The 16,851-nt window shown below is 45.3% G+C and carries 17 protein-coding genes and 1 tRNA gene; 12 read left to right on the forward strand and 6 right to left on the reverse strand.

Annotation, left to right across the window (positions count from 1 at the left end):
- Window positions 1–13 precede the first annotated feature (13 nt).
- From BLU87_RS10595 to BLU87_RS10610, 4 genes are all read left to right on the forward strand, one after another.
- Window positions 14–700: a Crp/Fnr family transcriptional regulator gene (locus tag BLU87_RS10595; protein WP_217637495.1), complete on the forward strand. Its 687-nt coding sequence runs from the start codon at window positions 14–16 to the stop codon at window positions 698–700.
- Window positions 609–1,079, forward strand: a complete 471-nt coding sequence (locus tag BLU87_RS17865; protein ID WP_092347977.1) for a nitrous oxide-stimulated promoter family protein — start codon at window positions 609–611, stop codon at window positions 1,077–1,079. The genes BLU87_RS10595 and BLU87_RS17865 overlap by 92 nt, the downstream gene beginning before the upstream one ends.
- Window positions 1,080–1,229: 150 nt before the next feature.
- Entirely contained in the window at window positions 1,230–1,901 is a 672-nt protein-coding gene (locus tag BLU87_RS10605) for a response regulator (RefSeq protein ID WP_092347980.1), read from the forward strand.
- Between the two features lie 102 nt (window positions 1,902–2,003).
- The gene (locus BLU87_RS10610) at window positions 2,004–2,951 is read left to right on the forward strand and encodes an AEC family transporter (RefSeq protein WP_092347983.1); all 948 of its coding nucleotides are present in this window, start codon (window positions 2,004–2,006) and stop codon (window positions 2,949–2,951) included.
- A 5-nt stretch (window positions 2,952–2,956) separates the two neighbouring features.
- On the opposite strand, the gene tpiA is transcribed toward BLU87_RS10610, so the two are convergent.
- The 3 genes from tpiA to gap all read right to left on the reverse strand — a co-directional run bounded on the left by tpiA (window position 2,957) and on the right by gap (window position 6,008).
- The gene (gene tpiA, locus BLU87_RS10615) at window positions 2,957–3,709 is read right to left on the reverse strand and encodes a triose-phosphate isomerase (RefSeq protein WP_092347986.1); all 753 of its coding nucleotides are present in this window, start codon (window positions 3,707–3,709) and stop codon (window positions 2,957–2,959) included.
- A 34-nt stretch (window positions 3,710–3,743) separates the two neighbouring features.
- Window positions 3,744–4,934, reverse strand: a complete 1,191-nt coding sequence (locus tag BLU87_RS10620; RefSeq protein ID WP_092347989.1) for a phosphoglycerate kinase — start codon at window positions 4,932–4,934, stop codon at window positions 3,744–3,746.
- A 72-nt stretch (window positions 4,935–5,006) separates the two neighbouring features.
- Window positions 5,007–6,008 (reverse strand): type I glyceraldehyde-3-phosphate dehydrogenase, encoded by a 1,002-nt coding sequence (gene gap, locus BLU87_RS10625; RefSeq protein ID WP_092347991.1) that lies wholly within the window; start codon window positions 6,006–6,008, stop codon window positions 5,007–5,009.
- Window positions 6,009–6,228: 220 nt separating this feature from the next.
- Here gap and BLU87_RS10630 point away from each other — a divergent pair, with 220 nt between their 5' ends.
- Genes BLU87_RS10630 through pyrE form a run of 5 tightly spaced genes read left to right on the forward strand, consistent with a single transcriptional unit; the run spans window position 6,229 to window position 12,890 of the window.
- Window positions 6,229–7,020, forward strand: a complete 792-nt coding sequence (locus BLU87_RS10630; protein WP_092348500.1) for an MBL fold metallo-hydrolase — start codon at window positions 6,229–6,231, stop codon at window positions 7,018–7,020.
- A 26-nt stretch (window positions 7,021–7,046) separates the two neighbouring features.
- Complete coding sequence (locus BLU87_RS10635; protein WP_092347994.1) at window positions 7,047–10,025, forward strand: phosphoribosylformylglycinamidine synthase subunit PurS; 2,979 nt, start codon at window positions 7,047–7,049, stop codon at window positions 10,023–10,025.
- A 1-nt stretch (window position 10,026) separates the two neighbouring features.
- Entirely contained in the window at window positions 10,027–10,845 is an 819-nt protein-coding gene (locus BLU87_RS10640) for a phosphoribosylformylglycinamidine synthase subunit PurQ (protein WP_092347997.1), read from the forward strand.
- Window positions 10,846–10,874: 29 nt separating this feature from the next.
- The gene (gene purF / locus BLU87_RS10645; protein WP_092348000.1) at window positions 10,875–12,284 is read left to right on the forward strand and encodes an amidophosphoribosyltransferase; all 1,410 of its coding nucleotides are present in this window, start codon (window positions 10,875–10,877) and stop codon (window positions 12,282–12,284) included.
- A gap of 54 nt (window positions 12,285–12,338) precedes the next feature.
- Window positions 12,339–12,890 carry an orotate phosphoribosyltransferase gene (gene pyrE, locus BLU87_RS10650; protein ID WP_092348002.1) on the forward strand — a complete coding sequence of 184 codons (552 nt, stop codon included), beginning with the start codon at window positions 12,339–12,341 and terminating at the stop codon, window positions 12,888–12,890.
- Between the two features lie 36 nt (window positions 12,891–12,926).
- On the opposite strand, the gene BLU87_RS10655 is transcribed toward pyrE, so the two are convergent.
- Genes BLU87_RS10655 through nadB form a run of 3 tightly spaced genes read right to left on the reverse strand, consistent with a single transcriptional unit; the run spans window position 12,927 to window position 15,031 of the window.
- Window positions 12,927–13,136 carry a hypothetical protein gene (locus tag BLU87_RS10655; protein WP_092348005.1) on the reverse strand — a complete coding sequence of 70 codons (210 nt, stop codon included), beginning with the start codon at window positions 13,134–13,136 and terminating at the stop codon, window positions 12,927–12,929.
- A 1-nt stretch (window position 13,137) separates the two neighbouring features.
- Window positions 13,138–13,413: a chorismate mutase gene (locus BLU87_RS10660; RefSeq protein ID WP_092348008.1), complete on the reverse strand. Its 276-nt coding sequence runs from the start codon at window positions 13,411–13,413 to the stop codon at window positions 13,138–13,140.
- Window positions 13,414–13,417: 4 nt separating this feature from the next.
- Entirely contained in the window at window positions 13,418–15,031 is a 1,614-nt protein-coding gene (gene nadB, locus BLU87_RS10665; RefSeq protein WP_092348011.1) for an L-aspartate oxidase, read from the reverse strand.
- Window positions 15,032–15,192: 161 nt separating this feature from the next.
- Here nadB and BLU87_RS10670 point away from each other — a divergent pair, with 161 nt between their 5' ends.
- The 3 genes from BLU87_RS10670 (at window position 15,193) to BLU87_RS10680 (ending at window position 16,537) form a co-directional block, all read left to right on the forward strand.
- Window positions 15,193–15,762 (forward strand): lytic transglycosylase domain-containing protein, encoded by a 570-nt coding sequence (locus BLU87_RS10670; RefSeq protein WP_245706461.1) that lies wholly within the window; start codon window positions 15,193–15,195, stop codon window positions 15,760–15,762.
- A complete protein-coding gene (gene pgsA / locus BLU87_RS10675; protein WP_092348016.1) occupies window positions 15,762–16,352 on the forward strand; it encodes a CDP-diacylglycerol--glycerol-3-phosphate 3-phosphatidyltransferase in 591 nt (196 codons plus the stop codon). The genes BLU87_RS10670 and pgsA overlap by 1 nt, the downstream gene beginning before the upstream one ends.
- A gap of 110 nt (window positions 16,353–16,462) precedes the next feature.
- Window positions 16,463–16,537, forward strand: a tRNA-Gly gene (locus BLU87_RS10680).
- Window positions 16,538–16,851 lie beyond the last annotated feature (314 nt).

A 16,851-nucleotide genomic window follows, 5' to 3' on the forward strand; every position in this document is an offset into this window, starting at 1 on the left:
TATTTGTGGGTGAATGATGGATATAAAATTTTCCGAGGTTATTAGACAATGTCCCTTGTTTTCCGGGGTTACGACTGACGATTTGAAATTGTTGACATCAATATTGCGTCAGCGTGAATTTGCTAAAGAAGAGATTCTTTTTGAAGATGGTGCAGACGCTGATGGGTTTTATATCGTCGCATCCGGGAAAGTTAAGGTTTATAAGTTGTCATTTGAGGGGCGAGAACGCATTCTTCATGTGGTCTTACCTGGTCATAGTTTTGCTGAAGCAGCTATCTTTGATAATGGTTGTTATCCAGCTTTTGCTGAAACCTTGGTTGCTTCAACGCTGTTGTTCTTTCCTAAAAAGGAATTTCTTGATCTTCTTTGTTCTCATCCCCATTTAGCCATTAACATTATTTCTGGCCTCTCCCGGTTTTTACGTGAGTTCACCATCCAGATTGAGGATTTGACCTTCCGTGATGTCCCTGCACGTTTAGCCCGCTATCTTCTCAGTCTTGGTGATAAAACAGCAGCAACGGTTCAACTTCCTGTTTCCAAAAGTCAGCTTGCATCTAAACTGGGAACAACCAGTGAGACGTTGTCACGAACATTTCGCAAGCTTTCTGATGAAGAGATCATTTCGGTCCAAGGGAAAGTCATCACCCGACGTGACCTGCAACGTATGCGAGATTTGGCGGCAAGTTTTAAGGAGGGTTAAGCGTATCAAAAAGCAATCGAGCCATCTCAACCTAACGCTGACCCGTAAGCAGAAAAAAGACTTGAAAGTTCTGGCGTTGTTTACCTCCGTCTATTGTCATGACCATCACCCTTTAAAAAAGGAGTCTCTGTCTGGTTTAGATCCTCAACTTGCGGCGCTGGAGCGTTTTAGCTGTTGCCAACAATGTCAAACGTTTTTGCTTTATGCGATTGAGCGCAGACTGAACTGTCCTTTAGTTGAAAAACCTGCATGTAAACATTGTCAAGTTCATTGCTATAGCTCTGAATATCGAGAAAAAGTCCGAGAGATCATGAGGTATTCCGGTAAAGCATTAATAAAAAAAGGGAGATTGGATTTACTTTGGTATTATTTTTTTTAATAGGAACCGTGTTTGAGTTGTTTTTTCTTGAGGGTCCAGAGGTTTTCTGCTAGCTTGGACTAATAAGTTTCTTATTATTATAAATTTGAGCCACCAAACACAAATATTTTTCAGTGTGAGGCTGACTATTGCAGGAAAAGGAGAGCAGCGATGCGTATTCTTGTTGTTGAAGATGAAAAAAAGGTTTCAACGTTTATTCAAAGAGGCCTTGAAGAGGAAGGTTTTTCTGTTGACGCCGCTTTCGACGGTGAGGAAGGTGTCAAAAAGGCCGAATCAGGTACCTATGATTTGATCTTGATGGATATCATGTTACCCAAAATGGATGGTTTGGCAGCTGTCAAATATCTGCGTGAAAAGAAAATCATGACCCCAATACTTTGTTTAACCGCACGTGATTCGGTTGATGACAAGGTTTCAGGACTGGATATTGGCGCTGATGATTATTTGGCTAAGCCGTTTGCTTTTATTGAGTTGGTTGCCAGGTGTCGTGCTTTGATTCGTCGTGGCTCGAATGATCGGGGGGCCGAGATCTTCTTTGCTGATCTCCGTCTTGATCCCGTTGCGCATAAAGTGTGGCGTGCCGGTGATGAGATCTCTTTGACGTCCAAAGAGTACGCTCTTATGGAATATTTTATCCGTAATCCGAATCGCGTCCTTACCAGACTGATGATAGCTGAGAATGTTTGGGATTACACGTTTGACTCTTTTACCAATATCATCGATGTTTATGTCAACTATCTGCGAAATAAAATCGATCAAAAGTACGAGAAAAAATTAATCCATACCGTCAGAGGTGCAGGCTACGCTCTGAAAGAGTCTTAAGTCTAATTTATTCAACGTCGTTGGGGATTGAAATCTTTTTTTAGTCCCCAGCGACAGTATTTCTCTGTTTTCATCTCCCTTTCTTAAGTAGAGTTTTTCCGCATGATGACCGATTTAGGTTTTTCTCTCGCGATTACTGCGCCAATCTTCAGCATGCTTGGTTTCGGTATTCTCTTCAAGCGTGTCGGCTGGATTTCAGATGAGTTTGCCAGTGTTGGGGCGGATTTGGTCTTTAAGGTCACGTTGCCATGTTTGCTCTTTATCAAATTAGTAGAAACAGACTTTCTCCACAATCTGCCCGTCAAACTTGTTGGCTACGCCGTTTTAGCAACTCTTCTGGTTTTTGTCTTTATTGATCGCGTGATAGCTCTTCACCTGGATAACCGTTTTGACCGTGGAGCTTTTGTCCAAGGTGCGTTTCGCAGTAATATGGGGATCATCGGCTTGGCGTTCTGTCTCAGTGCCTTTGGTGATAAGGTGGTCGCAGCAGCGTCAATTTATCTAGCAGTTTTAACGGCCCTTTTTAATGTTCTTGCTGTGATCACATTGACAGGGCATCAAACTCATCCCACAACTCAAACCAGCTATAGCAAAATTTTTATAAATATTGGTAAAAATCCGTTGATTCTGGCAATCATTGCGGGAGTCCTTATTTCTTTGAGTGGGTTGAAGGTCCCTGAATTTTTCTTGACAACCGGAGGCTATTTTGCGCGGATGACTTTGCCTCTGGCCTTACTTTGTGCTGGTGCTTCGATTCGACTGCATGAATTCCATGCTTCAAAAGCTCTCTATTGGGCCAGCGCCGGGAAACTCCTTTTCGTCCCCTTGGCGATAACCCTTGGTGGGATTTTTATCGGCTTACGTGGCGAGCACTTAGGAGTGCTTTATTTGATGTGTGCTTCACCCACTGCTGCCGCGAGTTACCCTATGACTCAAGCGATGGGAGGAAATCACCATCTTGCGGCTGCTATAATTGCCGCGACCTCACTAGGATCGTTGGTTTTTACAACCCTGGGGATTTTTCTGTTACGCAGCTTCCAGTTGATCTGAAAGCGTTACAAAAAACGTACAATGCGAACGAAATCTTCTGCTTTAAGGCTGGCACCGCCGACGAGGGCTCCATCGATATCTGTTTGCGCCATCAAGGTGTCGATATTGTCGGGTTTGACGCTACCGCCATAGAGAATTCTTGTTTGTTCGGCCACGGAGGAGTTGAATATCTCTTGCAATAAACTTCGAATATATGCATGGGCTTCCTGAGCTTGTTCGCTGCTCGCTGTTTTTCCTGTGCCGATAGCCCAGATAGGTTCGTAGGCGATGACGACTGTTGCCATCTGGTCCGTCGTTAAGTCGACAAGTCCTTCCTTAATCTGCTGACCCAAGATCTCCAGCATTTGTCCATCTTCTCGTTGTTGTAAAGTTTCGCCAATACAGAGTATGGGTTTTAATCCCGCTTGAATGACCCCGATTAATTTTTGATTGATAAACGCGTTTGTTTCATGTAACAACTGCCGCCGTTCGGAGTGACCGATAATCACATATTGGCAACCGGCGTCTTGCAGAAACAGGGGGGAGAGTTCACCGGTAAAAGCACCCGTTGTTGCCGGGTAACAATTTTGTGCAGCGAGTAGGATTGATGAGGATTTAATGATTTCAGATACCGCGTTCAGCGCTGTAAATACAGGCGCTATGACAATCTCTCTATTGCTAACAGTGCCGAGTGATTCAAGCAATTGCCGAGAGAGTTGCTGTGATTCGTTAATCGTTTTGTTTAACTTCCAGTTTCCGGCAATAAGTGGTTTGCGCATCATCTATCCCTTCATAACTTTATCAAGGCTTTTTTTATTTGTCAGTTAAGGCAGCAATACCAGGCAAAGTTTTCCCCTCAAGGAACTCAAGTGAAGCACCACCACCAGTGGAAATATGGGTCATCTGTTGTTGCAGATGTGATTTATTTACAGCAGCAACAGAATCACCACCACCAATAATTGACATGCAGTCTGAGTCGGCCAAGGCTTTTGCTATTGCAAAAGTGCCTTTGGCGAAATTGGCAAACTCAAAAACCCCCATAGGGCCATTCCAGACAACGGTTTTTGCAGCAGTTATCTGCTGTTCAAATAATTGAATCGTTGCGGGACCAATATCGAGCCCCATGCCGGTGGTTGGAAAGTCAGCATTTTGAACGGTAATGAATGCACTGTCTGCAGCAAATGTCTCAGCAACAAGATGATCTATTGGTAGGAGAAACTTTATCCCCTGTTTTTGAGCTTTATCCAACAAGTCACCGGCGAGTGCTATCCGATCTTCTTCAACTAAAGACTGGCCAACTTCAACACCCTGAGCTTTGAGGAAGGTATATGCCATCCCGCCACCGATTAAAATGGTGTCGACTTTTGATAGCAGGTTTTCAATGACGGTTATTTTATCACTGACTTTCGCCCCGCCAAGAATGGCGACAAAGGGGCGTTGTGGATTTGCCAGTGCGCCACCTAAATATTGCAGTTCTTTCTCCATTAAAAAGCCTGCGACAGCAGGTTGTAATAATCGAGCCACCCCTTCTGTTGAGGCATGTGCACGGTGCGCCGTACCAAAAGCGTCATTCACGTAGATCTCAGCCAAGGCCGCGAGCTGTGCGGCGAATGCGGGATCATTATCAGTTTCCCCACTATGGAAGCGGACATTCTCGAGGAGGATGACCTGACCTTCCTGAAGTTGGTTAGCGAGAAGTTGAACTTTCTCACCAATGCAGTCGGGAGCCATGGTGACCTCTTGACCGAGGCGGTCGCTTAGGCGGGTCGCAACAGCACGCAGGCTGAATTCAGCAGAAGGCTTCCCTTTCGGGCGCCCAAGGTGAGATGCGAGAATTACTTTCGCCCCTTGTTCAATCAGGTAACGGATAGTGGGTAAAGCCGCCTGAATCCGGGTGTCGTCAGTTATTTTCCCGTTGCTATCAATGGGGACGTTGAAGTCGCAGCGACAAAAAACCCGTTTGCCACGGACATTGATATCTTTGAGCGTTTTCTTGTTTAGCATCTACATCTCCAGAACTACATTGTTGAGTTGTTAATATTTAAACTTTTAACAGTTGTTCAGCCGATCGGAGAATCAATGGGCGGAGATATAGCAGACCAAGTCAAAAACCCGGCATGAGTAACCCCATTCATTGTCATACCAGGTCAAAGTTTTAACCATAGTGCCGCCGAGGACGTTGGTGACCAATGAATCAAAGGTCGATGATGCTGCAGAACCATTAAAATCTCGTGAGACTAATGGCAGTTCGCAATAGTCGAGAATTCCTTTGAGATTGGTTTCTGAAGCTTTTCGCATGGCAGCATTTACCGCTTCAATGGTGGTCGCTTTCTCGGTTTCAACAACAAGATCAACCAGAGAAACATTAGGCGTTGGAACTCTAATGGCCATCCCTTGAAGTTTTCCTTTGAGCTGTGGTATTACCATTTCAGTTGCTTTTGTTGCCCCGGTCGTAGTTGGAATCATTGACAGTCCCGCAGCACGGGCGCGCCGTAAATCACGATGTGGAAGGTCGAGGATCTTCTGATCGTTGGTGTAGGAATGGACCGTAGTCATCATTCCCCTGACAATACCAAATTCTTCCAGTAGCACTTTGGCAATTGGAGCGAGGCAATTGGTTGTGCAGGAGGCGTTAGAGATAATATCATGGGCTGAAGGGTCATATTGCGCTTCATTGATTCCCATGCAGATGGTAGTATCTGCATTCTTGCCTGGTGCGCTGATAACGACTTTTTTAGCTCCAGCGGTCAAATGTTTAGCGGCAAGATCGCGGGCGGAAAAAAATCCTGTTGATTCAATCACGATGTCAATCCCAAGCTCTTTCCATGGAAGTAAGGCTGGATCTCGCTGGGAAAGAATTTTAATCTTCTTGTCATTGACGATGAGATTATCACCCTCTGTCTTCACTGAACCAGCAAAGGTCCCGTGGACAGAATCATATTTAAAGAGATGTGCCAGGGTTGACGCATCGGTAAGGTCATTGACCGCAACAACATCAAAAGCATTTGATTGACTGGCAATCCGCAGGACATTTCTACCAATTCGACCAAAGCCGTTAATCGCTACTTTTACAGACATTATGGAGCCTCCTGAAAAATATTTATAAGTGTTGAATGATATGTTTGTATAGGTTCTCGACCAACAACATTGAAACGGAACCACTTACTTAAAGACTACATAAAGTTACGCCGTTTGCAAATGACTTTCAATGAAAATAGTTATGGGTTTTATCCTTGCGGCATGCAACAATTTTAGGTATAAGGGCAACGCTCCTCAGGGGGATGAAAGGAACAGTCAATTGCGAGTATGTTTGCTGGCAAGCGGTAGTCGTGGAAACAGCGCATTGATCGAAGCTGATGGCAGCCGTTTACTTATTGATGCCGGATTGTCAGGGGTTGAGACCGAACGCCGCCTTTCGACGATTGGTTTGACTGGTGAGGATTTACATGGAATTCTGGTAACGCATGAGCACCACGATCATGTTGGTGGCATTGGTCCCCTTGCACGACGTTATGACTTGCCTGTGCATCTTGATCGTCTAACCCACGCTTCGTTACCGAAATTGGGAAAAATCAAAGCTTTGCACCATTTCACTGTTGGGGAGACATTTTCTTTCCAAAATTTATCAATCTCTTCATTTTCTACGACCCACGACGCTGTTAACCCTGTCGGCTTTACCATTGAGTCCAGTGAAGGGAAAATTGGTTTTGCAACGGATCTTGGGATGTCGACACGTTTAGTTGCAGAACAACTTAAACAATGTCGCGTATTGGTGTTAGAAGCCAATCACGATGAAAAGATGTTACAGGATGGTCCGTACCCTTGGGATTTGAAACAGCGAATTCGAAGCCGGCATGGCCATTTATCAAATAATGAATCCTGTTCACTATTAGAAGAGATCTGCTGGCCTGGCCTTGAAGCCATATTCCTGGCACATTTAAGTGAAGAGAATAATTGTCCCACCCTTGCCGTTGAATCTTTTCGTAAGGTTTTAGGTGATTGTGGCCTCACAGCGGAAATTATTGTTGGCCAACAAAGACAAGCGAGTTCGTGCTTTAATGCAAGTGCTGTCATGGTTTCCTCAATTTAGATAACATCATTTTTTTCGGAGAGAAAATGGCCTGGAGAATCATTGTAGGACTCAAAAAGAATATAAAAGATGCCCGTGGAGAGCATATCCGTCGAGAAATCGAAGAACATCTCCACCTCGATCTTTTAACCGTGCGGACTTTAGACGTTTATACTGTTGATGCTGCTCTGAGTAGTACCGAGGTTGAACAGGTTGCGGCAGGTCCATTCTCTGATCCTGTGATTCAGGAATATGCGATTAATCAACCGTTGGCGAGCGAATTTGATATGCTGATCGAGGTTGGATTCCGCCCAGGAGTCACTGACAATACCGGGCGCACTGCAAAAGAGGCGATTCAGTATCTGACAGGACGCCCTTTTGCAGATGGAGAAGCTGTCTACACCTCCACTCAATATCTGTTTACCGGGCTAACGGACAAATCGTTGGCCGAAAAGGTTGCCAGAGATTTTTTGGCGAACGGCTTGATTCAATACTGGACAATTTTAAGCGGTGATGAGCTTCATCCCCAGATAGGTGTCCATGCGACGGTCCCTAAAGTCACCAGTGATGCTTCCCCAGAAGTCAGAACGTTGAATTTGCAAATATCTGATGAACAACTGCTGGATATCAGCAGGCAGGGTATGTTGGCACTCAATCTTGAGGAGATGCATAAAATTAAGCAACATGTCGCTGACCCTCTGATTGTCCAGGAGCGTCAGCGTTTCGGGTTGGGAGCTGAACTGACTGATGTCGAATTGGAGGCATTGGCGCAAACTTGGAGTGAACATTGTAAGCATAAAATTTTTTCAGCCAAGATCGAATATGAAGATGAAGCTGGGAAGGTGCAAATCATAGATTCGCTGTTTAAAACCTATATTGTTGGAGCCACGGATCAGGTGCGTAAGGATCTAGGTGCTGATGATTACTGCCTGTCAGTCTTTAAGGATAATGCCGGGGTGATCGAATTTGACCCTGACTGGAGTCTTGTTTTTAAAGTTGAAACCCACAATTCTCCCAGTGCACTCGATCCATACGGTGGAGCCCTGACAGGAATTGTTGGCGTTAACCGTGACGGTATGGGGACAGGCATGGGTGCCCGTTTGATCTTTAATACAGATGTCTTCTGTTTTGCTTCACCTTTTATGGATAAGCCGTTGCCGCCACGTTTGTTGCATCCACGACGCATTTTTGAAGGGGTTGTCGAAGGGGTTGAACACGGTGGCAATAAGAGTGGTATTCCCACCATTAATGGTTCTCTTGTGTTTGACGAACGTTTTGCCGGAAAGCCTCTGGTGTACTGTGGCAGCGCTGCAATCATGCCACGTTTGTTGAATGGCAAACCTTGTCATGAGAAAAAGGTTCAAATTGGTGACCATATTGTTATGACAGGTGGCCGGATTGGCAAAGATGGCATCCACGGAGCGACTTTCTCTTCAGAAGAGCTGCATGAAGGTTCACCCGTAACCGCCGTTCAAATTGGTGACCCCATCACCCAGCGTAAAATGTTTGATTTTTTGATTATTGCGCGTGATCGTGGCCTCTATAATTCAATTACCGACAATGGTGCTGGTGGTCTTTCGTCTTCTGTTGGTGAGATGGCTGAGGATACCGGAGGATTCGAACTCCATCTTGATCGAGCTCCTCTGAAATATCCAGGATTACAACCTTGGGAGATCCTTATTTCAGAAGCTCAGGAGCGGATGACCTTGGCTGTCCCTGAAGAAAATTTGGCAGCGTTTATCGCCCTGGCGACAGAGATGGATGTTGAAGCTACCGATCTTGGGATTTTTACCGACTCCGGTTATTTCCATTGTCTTTACCAGGGGAAGACTGTTTGCTATCTGGGGATGGATTTTGTTCATGATGGTGTCCCGCAATTAGTGATTCCGGCAAAATGGCAACCCAGAGATCTGGCAGAGCCAGAGTTTTCTCAGCCCACTGATCTTGGCCACGAATTAAAACTATTGCTATCCCGCTTGAATATTTGTTCCAAGGAATCTGTCGTCCGTCGTTACGACCATGAAGTTCAGGCTGGGACCGTCATCAAACCTCTGCTCGGTGTGACCAATGATGGTCCTTCTGATGCCGCAGTGTTTCGTCCGGTCCTTGACTCTTTTGCCGGTGTTGTTGTCTCCCATGGTATTTGTCCGAGCTATAGCGATATTGATACTTACCACATGATGGCCTGCGCCATTGATGAGGGTCTGCGCAACTATGTTGCTGTAGGTGGTGATATCGATCATGTTGCCGGTTTGGATAATTTCTGTTGGTGTGATCCTGTTGAAAGCAGTAAGACCCCTGATGGCAGATATAAGGCGGCACAGTTAGTTCGCGCCAATCAGGCCTTATATGATTATTGTGTTGCTTTTGGGGTGCCATTGATCTCCGGTAAGGATTCAATGAAGAATGATTATCAGATTGGGGATAACAAAATCTCCATTCCACCGACGGTTCTATTTTCGGTCATTGGTAAAATAGCTGATGTCCGTCAAGCTGTGTCAATGGATGTAAAGCGTTGTGGTGATCTGGTCTATCTTCTTGGGAAAACTGCTGATGAACTCGGGGGCTCAGAATATTATGCTCAACATAATGAGTTAGGAAGTCAGGTCCCACAAGTTGATGCTGACGCGGCACTGCTCCGTTATCGCACCCTTAACCAGGCTCAGAAGCAAGGCTTGATTGCGTCTTGCCATGATCTATCTGATGGTGGTCTTGGAGTTGCTTTAGCTGAATCGGCGTTTGCTGGCGGTTTCGGCATGGAGATTGATCTGACGGAGGTTGATACGACAACAGCTATCCGTGAAGACAAGATCCTCTTTTCGGAATCACAGAGCCGCTTGCTGGTCACTGTTCATGTGGAGAACCAAGCTAACTTTGAAGCGTTATTTGCCGCGCAGAGTTGCAGTAATATCGGCCAGGTTGTTGACGGTGATCTGATTATCAACGGATTGCAGGGGCAGAGACTGCTTCATCAATCCTTGGAACAGTTAAAGCAGGCGTGGCAAGCGCCTTTACGGGAGATGTAGTATGGAAAAAACCGTTAGAGCGATTGTTATCTCTGGCAATGGAACCAACTGTGAGCGCGAAGTTGCCTATGCCTGCCACTTAGCTGGTGCCGCTGTGGACATCGTCCATATTGCTGAGTTATTGACAGGGCGGGTTAATCTGAATGATTATCACTTCCTCAATTTGGCTGGTGGCTTTCTTGATGGTGATGATCTCGGAAGTGCCAAAGCTGGCGCCAACCGTCTTTTGCATGCCCCCGTTGCCGGGAGTTCTGATTCTCTCGTAACGCAACTGCAGCAATTTATTGGTGCTGGGAAGCTGGTGATGGGGGTCTGTAACGGCTTCCAGTTGCTGGTTAAGATGGGGCTTTTGCCCGCCCTGGATGGAGATCTTGATCAGACCTGTACGTTGACGCACAACGATAGTGACCGTTTTGAAGACCGTTGGTGTCAGTTGATAATCGATACTGCCTCTCCTTGTGTTTTTACGCAGGGATTGAATAACCTCTATCTGCCGGTTCGTCATGGCGAAGGGAAGTTTATTGTTGCTGATGAAGAGGTGCTGCAACAACTTGAGGATCGACACTTGACGGTTATGAAATATGCCAACGATCAAGGGCAACCAACTCAGGATTATCCGGCAAATCCAAATGGAAGTGTTGCCGCTATTGCAGGTATTTGTGATCAAAGTGGGCGTATTTTTGGTTTAATGCCCCATCCTGAAGCCTATCTCCATCGGACCCACCATCCTCGTTGGACTCGTGAAGAGCTACCGGAAGCGGGAATGGGTTTAATGCTTTACCAGAACGCAGTCCGTTTTATTGAAAAACAGTTACTTTAGCCATTCCTATTTGGGAGTCATTAATATCAATGTTTGATAAACTTCATGAAGAGTGCGGTGTTTTTGGAATTTTTGGTCACCCCGAAGCGGCCAACCTGACTTACCTTGGGCTTTACGCCTTACAACATCGGGGGCAGGAGAGTTGTGGCATTGTTTCTTCCGATGGGATCCAGTTGAAAGCTCACTTGGGGATGGGGTTGGTTGCAGACGTGTTTAAGCACGATGACATCTTTACGAAATTGCCGGGAAGCTCTGCTATCGGTCATGTTCGTTATTCTACAGCTGGTGGCAACGACATGAAGAACTGTCAGCCGATTATGGTTGATTATTCTCGCGGTAGTATCGCTGTCGCTCATAATGGTAATCTTGTCAATGCCCCGGAAGTTCGCAGCGCATTGGAAAAGAGTGGCTCTATTTTCTCAACCACAGCAGACACAGAAACTATTGTTCACTTGATAGCACGCGCTAAATCTGAGTCGTTGGTTGAGAGGGTTTGTGAATCCCTGCAGCAGGTCAAAGGTGCTTACAGCCTCGCTTTTCTCACTGAGACAAGATTAATTGCGGTGCGTGATCCCAGTGGCTTTCGGCCGTTAAGTCTTGCCAAGCTGGATGGTGCTTTTGTCGTTGCCTCTGAATCCTGTGCCTTTGATCTCATTGAAGCAGAGTATATCCGTGAAATTGAGCCAGGTGAAATGATTGTTATCGATAAAAAAGGGATGAAATCTTACTTTCCTTTCAAGGAGAAAGTACGCAATACTCCTTGTATCTTTGAATATATCTATTTTGCTCGCCCCGACAGTCGCATTTTTAATCGAATGGTTTATCCGGTGCGCAAAGAGTTTGGACGCCAGCTCGCACGTAAGTATCCCGTTGATGCTGATCTGGTTATTGCTGTCCCCGACTCCGGTATGCCTGCTGCGATGGGGTTTGCTGAAGAAGCCGGCCTTCCCTTTGAATTGGGGTTGATCCGGAATCATTATGTTGGACGAACTTTTATTGAGCCGCAACAGTCGATTCGACATTTCGGGGTCAAACTTAAGCTTAACCCGGTTCGTGAAATTCTTGAAGGCAAGCGGGTGGTTGTGGTTGATGATTCAATCGTGCGTGGAACGACATCGCGTAAAATAGTAAAAATGATCAGAAATGCCGGGGCTAAAGAAGTTCATGTCCGCATTTCCAGTCCGCCAACAAGCTATCCTTGTTTCTACGGTATCGATACACCTTCGCGTAAGGAATTGATTTCTGCTTCCCACAGTATTGATGAGATTGCCCGTTACATAACAGCTGATACCCTGTGCTATCTGGATATCGCCGGTTTGCATGCAGCGTTGCGTCAATTTGGTGATCATAAGGTGGATTTCTGCGATGCCTGTTTCAGCGGTGAATATCCAATTCGATTTCCACGTTTAACTGACACTAATCAGCTGGGTCTTTTTTAACTTAAATCAGGCGTTTAGCTCTAGTTGTTTAATCTTATTTCAAGGAGATGTAGGGTGAGTGTTAAAGAAAAACTAAAAGCAATTATCTGTGAATTGTCCTATGAAGAGCGTGAAGTCACCCTGGCATCAGGACGAAAAAGTAACTTCTATTTCGACGGTAAGCAAACGACCTTGCATGCTCGCGGCGGTCTGCTTGTTGGTCAGGCTTTCTGGCAGGAAGTTAAAAAGTTTCCGGCACCGATTGATGGTGTTGGCGGCTTAACTATGGGGGCAGACCCTATTGCTACGGCGACATCCATTGCGGCTCAGTTGGATGGCAGTAGTGTCCACGCGTTTATTATCCGTAAAGAGCCTAAAGGGCATGGGACTGGGCAGTGGTTAGAAGGACGTAAGAATTTACCTCCAGGGTCTCGTGTTGTGATTCTTGAAGATGTGACGACGACAGGTGGATCCTCAATGAATGCGGTTGAACGGGCTCAGGAGGAGGGGCTTGTTGTGGCTGGAATTATAACTCTGGTTGACCGCGAAGAGGGCGCGCGTGAGGCCATTGAAGGGGCGGGGCAGGTGTTACGAACGATCTTTACCAAGTCAGAGGTTGTCGGTTAATATGAAGTTGCAGGGTGGGTAAATTGCTCACCCTGCTTAATTCTCGTCAGGAATTCTGTAGATATCAAGGACGCCGGAGATTTGCTTCAATCGTTGTGCTTCAATATTTTTAGTTTTACCGACGACACCCAGAATAATCCGATCAACACCTGTTGATTGATGAAAATCGCAATCCTCTTCAACGAGAAAATTCTTCACTTGTTCTAGATTTTTTTCAGTCGCATCTCTTCTCATAATAACCAGCATATTATTGATCTCTCTTGGCGTGGGTTCTTTCTAGACTGCGACTTTCGTCAATGACTCGCTCAAATAAGCGAATGATTGCAGCATTGTCTAAAGGACCATTATTTTTATCCTGCATTCGTTTAAAAATAAGTTTCTCCCTTTTAGGATCATAAACTGGTAAGCCAAGCTGTTTTTTGACTTCTCCAATTTCAAGAGCCAGCGCCGCGCGTTGGTTAAAAATCCGTAGCAGGTCGTCATCGAGTTGGTTGATACTTTTTCGAATGGCGTCAATGTCCAAGGTGTTATCCTTTTCCGGAAAAGCGAGCACCGGGGATGATGGTGTCTCGATGGAAGTTAGCGTCATCCCGTTCGGGATAGTCGATGGTATAGTGCAAACCGCGGCTTTCATGTCGTGACAGAGCACTTTGAACAATTAATTGGGCAACGGTGGTTAAGTTTCGTAGCTCTATCAGGTCCGATGTGAGGAGGAAGTTCCAGTAATATTCATCAATTTCTGCTTGAATCATCTGGATCCGATTCATTGCTCTTTGCAATCTTTTGTCTGAACGGACAATGCCGACGTAATTCCACATGCAACGCCGAATCTCATCCCAGTTGTGGGCAACGATCACTTCCTCATCACTGTTCGTTGCTTTACCGCAATCCCAAGGTGGGACATGTGGATGGGATGGTAAATTCTCTTCTAATCTCGATAAGGTAACATCGGCCGCTATTTTGGCAAAAACAGCCCCTTCAAGCAGACTGTTGCTCGCCAGCCGGTTGGCCCCATGAAGTCCGGAGCAAGCGACTTCACCAATGGCAAAGAGGTTATGAATATTGGTTTCGCTATTTTTGTCAACATTAAGCCCGCCACAGAGGTAGTGTGCTGCCGGTACAACAGGAATTGGCTCTTTGGTCATATCAATTCCGAAACCGAGACAGGTTTCATAGATCATCGGAAAGTGGCCTTTGATGAAGTCATCACCCTTATAGGTGATATCGAGGAAGACACAGTCAGCTCCCGATTTCTTCATTTCACTATCAATTGCTCTGGCGACAATGTCCCGAGGAGCGAGATCTTTTAATGTGTGGTAGTCAGGCATAAAAGCGTAGCCGTCTGAACGTTTTAAAATTCCACCTTCACCGCGAACGGCTTCAGAGATGAGAAATGACTTCGCCAGCGGATGATATAGGGTGGTGGGGTGGAATTGCATAAATTCCATGTTGGCAACATTTGCACCGGCGCGCCAGCCGATGGCGACGCCGTCACCAGTAGCAATATCCGGGTTACAGGTGTAAAGGTAGACTTTACCAGCCCCACCTGTTGCCAGGATGGTAAAGTGAGCCCCGAAGGCGATCACTTCGTGATTTTTTATATCGAGGACGTATGAGCCAAGGCAGCTGTTGGTCTCGAGTTTTTTTTGTTGAACTTTACTCTCTGTGATCAAATCAACCGCGATATGGTGTTGATACAGGTTGATGTTGGGGTGCTTGAGGGCCGCTTCAACAAGTGCCCTTTCAATCTCCCTGCCAGTGGCGTCTTTAGCGTGGAGAATACGGCGTTGACTGTGGCCTCCTTCACGAGTCAGATCGTATTGATCGTCTTCTTTACGGCTAAACTTGACACCAAGATCGATTAAATCGTGGATGGCTTGAGGCCCAGATTGGACGACGAGATCAACAATCTCAGGATCTGAAAGATAGGCTCCCGCGACCATGGTATCTTCAGCGTGGGATTGAAAGTTGTCCTCAGCTGAAAAAACGGTTGCAATCCCGCCTTGCGCCAGTTGGGTGGCCGTCACATCAATTTCACGTTTTGTGACCAAAGAGACAGTCCCTTTATCGGCAACCTTTAAAGCATAGGAGAGACCTGCAATGCCACTACCAATAACTAAAAAATCTGATGTGATTTTCATGGATAACGCCAATTTTGTTGACCTGAATCCAACACTTTGTTGTGCTGGTTTCAGGATGAGTTAAGGTGAAATTTGACGGTATTATCTGATTCGGTATGGGGGATGTCAAGGATTTCAGGCTTAGCTTGACAGCATCAATAAGCAAAGGTTATAAATCATTCATGTTAATATCGTTTAAAAAAACATTAATGGTTATTTTCGTTTGTTTCTTTGTTGTCCCATCTCCCGGGTTAGCAGCCATATACCGTTTTGTTGATGATTCAGGTCGGGTCCATTATACGAATGTTCCAACAACGAATAAATTTCTTTATTATCGCGGAGAAGGGGATCGCTATCGTCTCGAAACCCTGATTACCCATTTTGCAGAGAAATTTAAACTTGATAAGTCGTTGATAAAGGCGGTTATTAAGGTCGAGAGTAATTTTGATCCCCAGGTGGTCTCAAGCAAAGGGGCGCAGGGCTTAATGCAGCTTATGCCGGCAACTGCTCTGGAAATTGGCGTGAGAAATCCATTCGACCCATCAGATTCAATCTATGGTGGATCCTTATATTTACGTAAAATGCTTGATTCTTTTGATATGAATCTCGATTATGCACTTGCGGCATATAATGCTGGTCCAAGTGCTGTACGTAAGTATGGTGGTATTCCACCGTTTAAAGAAACGCAGAACTATGTTAAAAAGGTTAAGCATTATTTTGATTATTATTCGCGCTCAAAGGACACTTTCTGATGACTAGTGAAACCAAGCTTCTTAACTTACCTAATATTCTCACTTTGTCGCGAATAGCCGCAGTTCCTCTCGTGGTTTTTCTGCTGTTGTTTGAGTCCAAACAAAACTGCTTCTGGGCCGCATTTGTTTTTACTGCAGCATCAATAACAGATTGGCTTGATGGATATCTTGCACGAAAGTGGCATATAGTCACTATCCTGGGGAAATTTCTTGACCCCTTGGCTGACAAGTTAATCGTTATGGCGGCTCTGATTATGCTGATTCCTTTGGATCGTGTCCCAGCCTGGGCGGTCTTTGTTATTCTTGCCAGAGAGCTTATCGTGTCAGGAATCCGTTCAATCGCTTCGTCGGAGGGGATTGTCATTGCGGCAAGTGATCTGGGTAAATACAAAACCATTTTTCAAATGATAGCTATTGTTGGTCTGTTATTACATTATCGCTATTACTGGTTTTTTGGAGTTCAATTCGATTTTCTTTATCCATCACTACATAATGCCGGCATCTTTATCTTCTATATTTCGCTGTTTTTGACTGTCTGGTCCGGGGGCGATTACTTCGTTAAATTTTTTAAGCTTTTTGCGAAAAAGTAACCTATTGATATCAATAGATATTTTCATTTTTATAAAAATGAAATTTTTATTGACACCTGATAAGTCGTTTTGCTATACATACATCCGCTCGTAACAACGAGTCTTATTGAGCGGGAATAACTCAGTGGTAGAGTGCAACCTTGCCAAGGTTGACGTCGCGAGTTCGAATCTCGTTTCCCGCTCCAAAAAATTCAAGCGACCAGACAAATTGTCTGGTCGCTTTTTTTTTGTTTATTTTTTAAGTCAAGTTAATCTAACGCCTTGATTTGACAATATAATGGTAAACCTGTAGTATGTTTGGACTAAGCGGCACCCTGCCAGGGTGTTCCGTCTTTGTCCCGCAAGAAAATCGTTAAGAACTCCACCCCGTGTGTTGTTTCGCAGATTTTCTTTTCAATCAGAGTTGCGCTTGATTCTGTGGTTCCCACAAGTCAGGTCGCGGGTCGCTCTGTCCGATTTAAAATTAAATACACTTATCCCTGGGATACTGCTAACAGCA

The organism is Desulfuromusa kysingii (assembly GCF_900107645.1).
In the GTDB taxonomy this organism is placed as follows: domain Bacteria; phylum Desulfobacterota; class Desulfuromonadia; order Desulfuromonadales; family Geopsychrobacteraceae; genus Desulfuromusa; species Desulfuromusa kysingii.

Bases quoted from the DNA above. Each gene is read 5' to 3' on its own strand.
- BLU87_RS10640 (WP_092347997.1), top strand. From the start codon at position 10,027: ATGGAAAAAACCGTTAGAGCGATTGTTATCTCTGGCAATGGAACCAAC.
- BLU87_RS10620 (WP_092347989.1), bottom strand. From the start codon at position 4,934: ATGCTAAACAAGAAAACGCTCAAAGATATCAATGTCCGTGGCAAACGG.
- BLU87_RS10670 (WP_245706461.1), top strand. From the start codon at position 15,193: ATGTTAATATCGTTTAAAAAAACATTAATGGTTATTTTCGTTTGTTTC.
- BLU87_RS10635 (WP_092347994.1), top strand. From the start codon at position 7,047: ATGGCCTGGAGAATCATTGTAGGACTCAAAAAGAATATAAAAGATGCC.
- BLU87_RS10655 (WP_092348005.1), bottom strand. From the start codon at position 13,136: ATGCTGGTTATTATGAGAAGAGATGCGACTGAAAAAAATCTAGAACAA.
- gap (WP_092347991.1), bottom strand. From the start codon at position 6,008: ATGTCTGTAAAAGTAGCGATTAACGGCTTTGGTCGAATTGGTAGAAAT.
- BLU87_RS10610 (WP_092347983.1), top strand. From the start codon at position 2,004: ATGATGACCGATTTAGGTTTTTCTCTCGCGATTACTGCGCCAATCTTC.
- BLU87_RS17865 (WP_092347977.1), top strand. From the start codon at position 609: ATGAAGAGATCATTTCGGTCCAAGGGAAAGTCATCACCCGACGTGACC.
- BLU87_RS10595 (WP_217637495.1), top strand. From the start codon at position 14: ATGATGGATATAAAATTTTCCGAGGTTATTAGACAATGTCCCTTGTTT.
- pgsA (WP_092348016.1), top strand. From the start codon at position 15,762: ATGACTAGTGAAACCAAGCTTCTTAACTTACCTAATATTCTCACTTTG.
- tpiA (WP_092347986.1), bottom strand. From the start codon at position 3,709: ATGCGCAAACCACTTATTGCCGGAAACTGGAAGTTAAACAAAACGATT.
- purF (WP_092348000.1), top strand. From the start codon at position 10,875: ATGTTTGATAAACTTCATGAAGAGTGCGGTGTTTTTGGAATTTTTGGT.
- nadB (WP_092348011.1), bottom strand. From the start codon at position 15,031: ATGAAAATCACATCAGATTTTTTAGTTATTGGTAGTGGCATTGCAGGT.
- BLU87_RS10605 (WP_092347980.1), top strand. From the start codon at position 1,230: ATGCGTATTCTTGTTGTTGAAGATGAAAAAAAGGTTTCAACGTTTATT.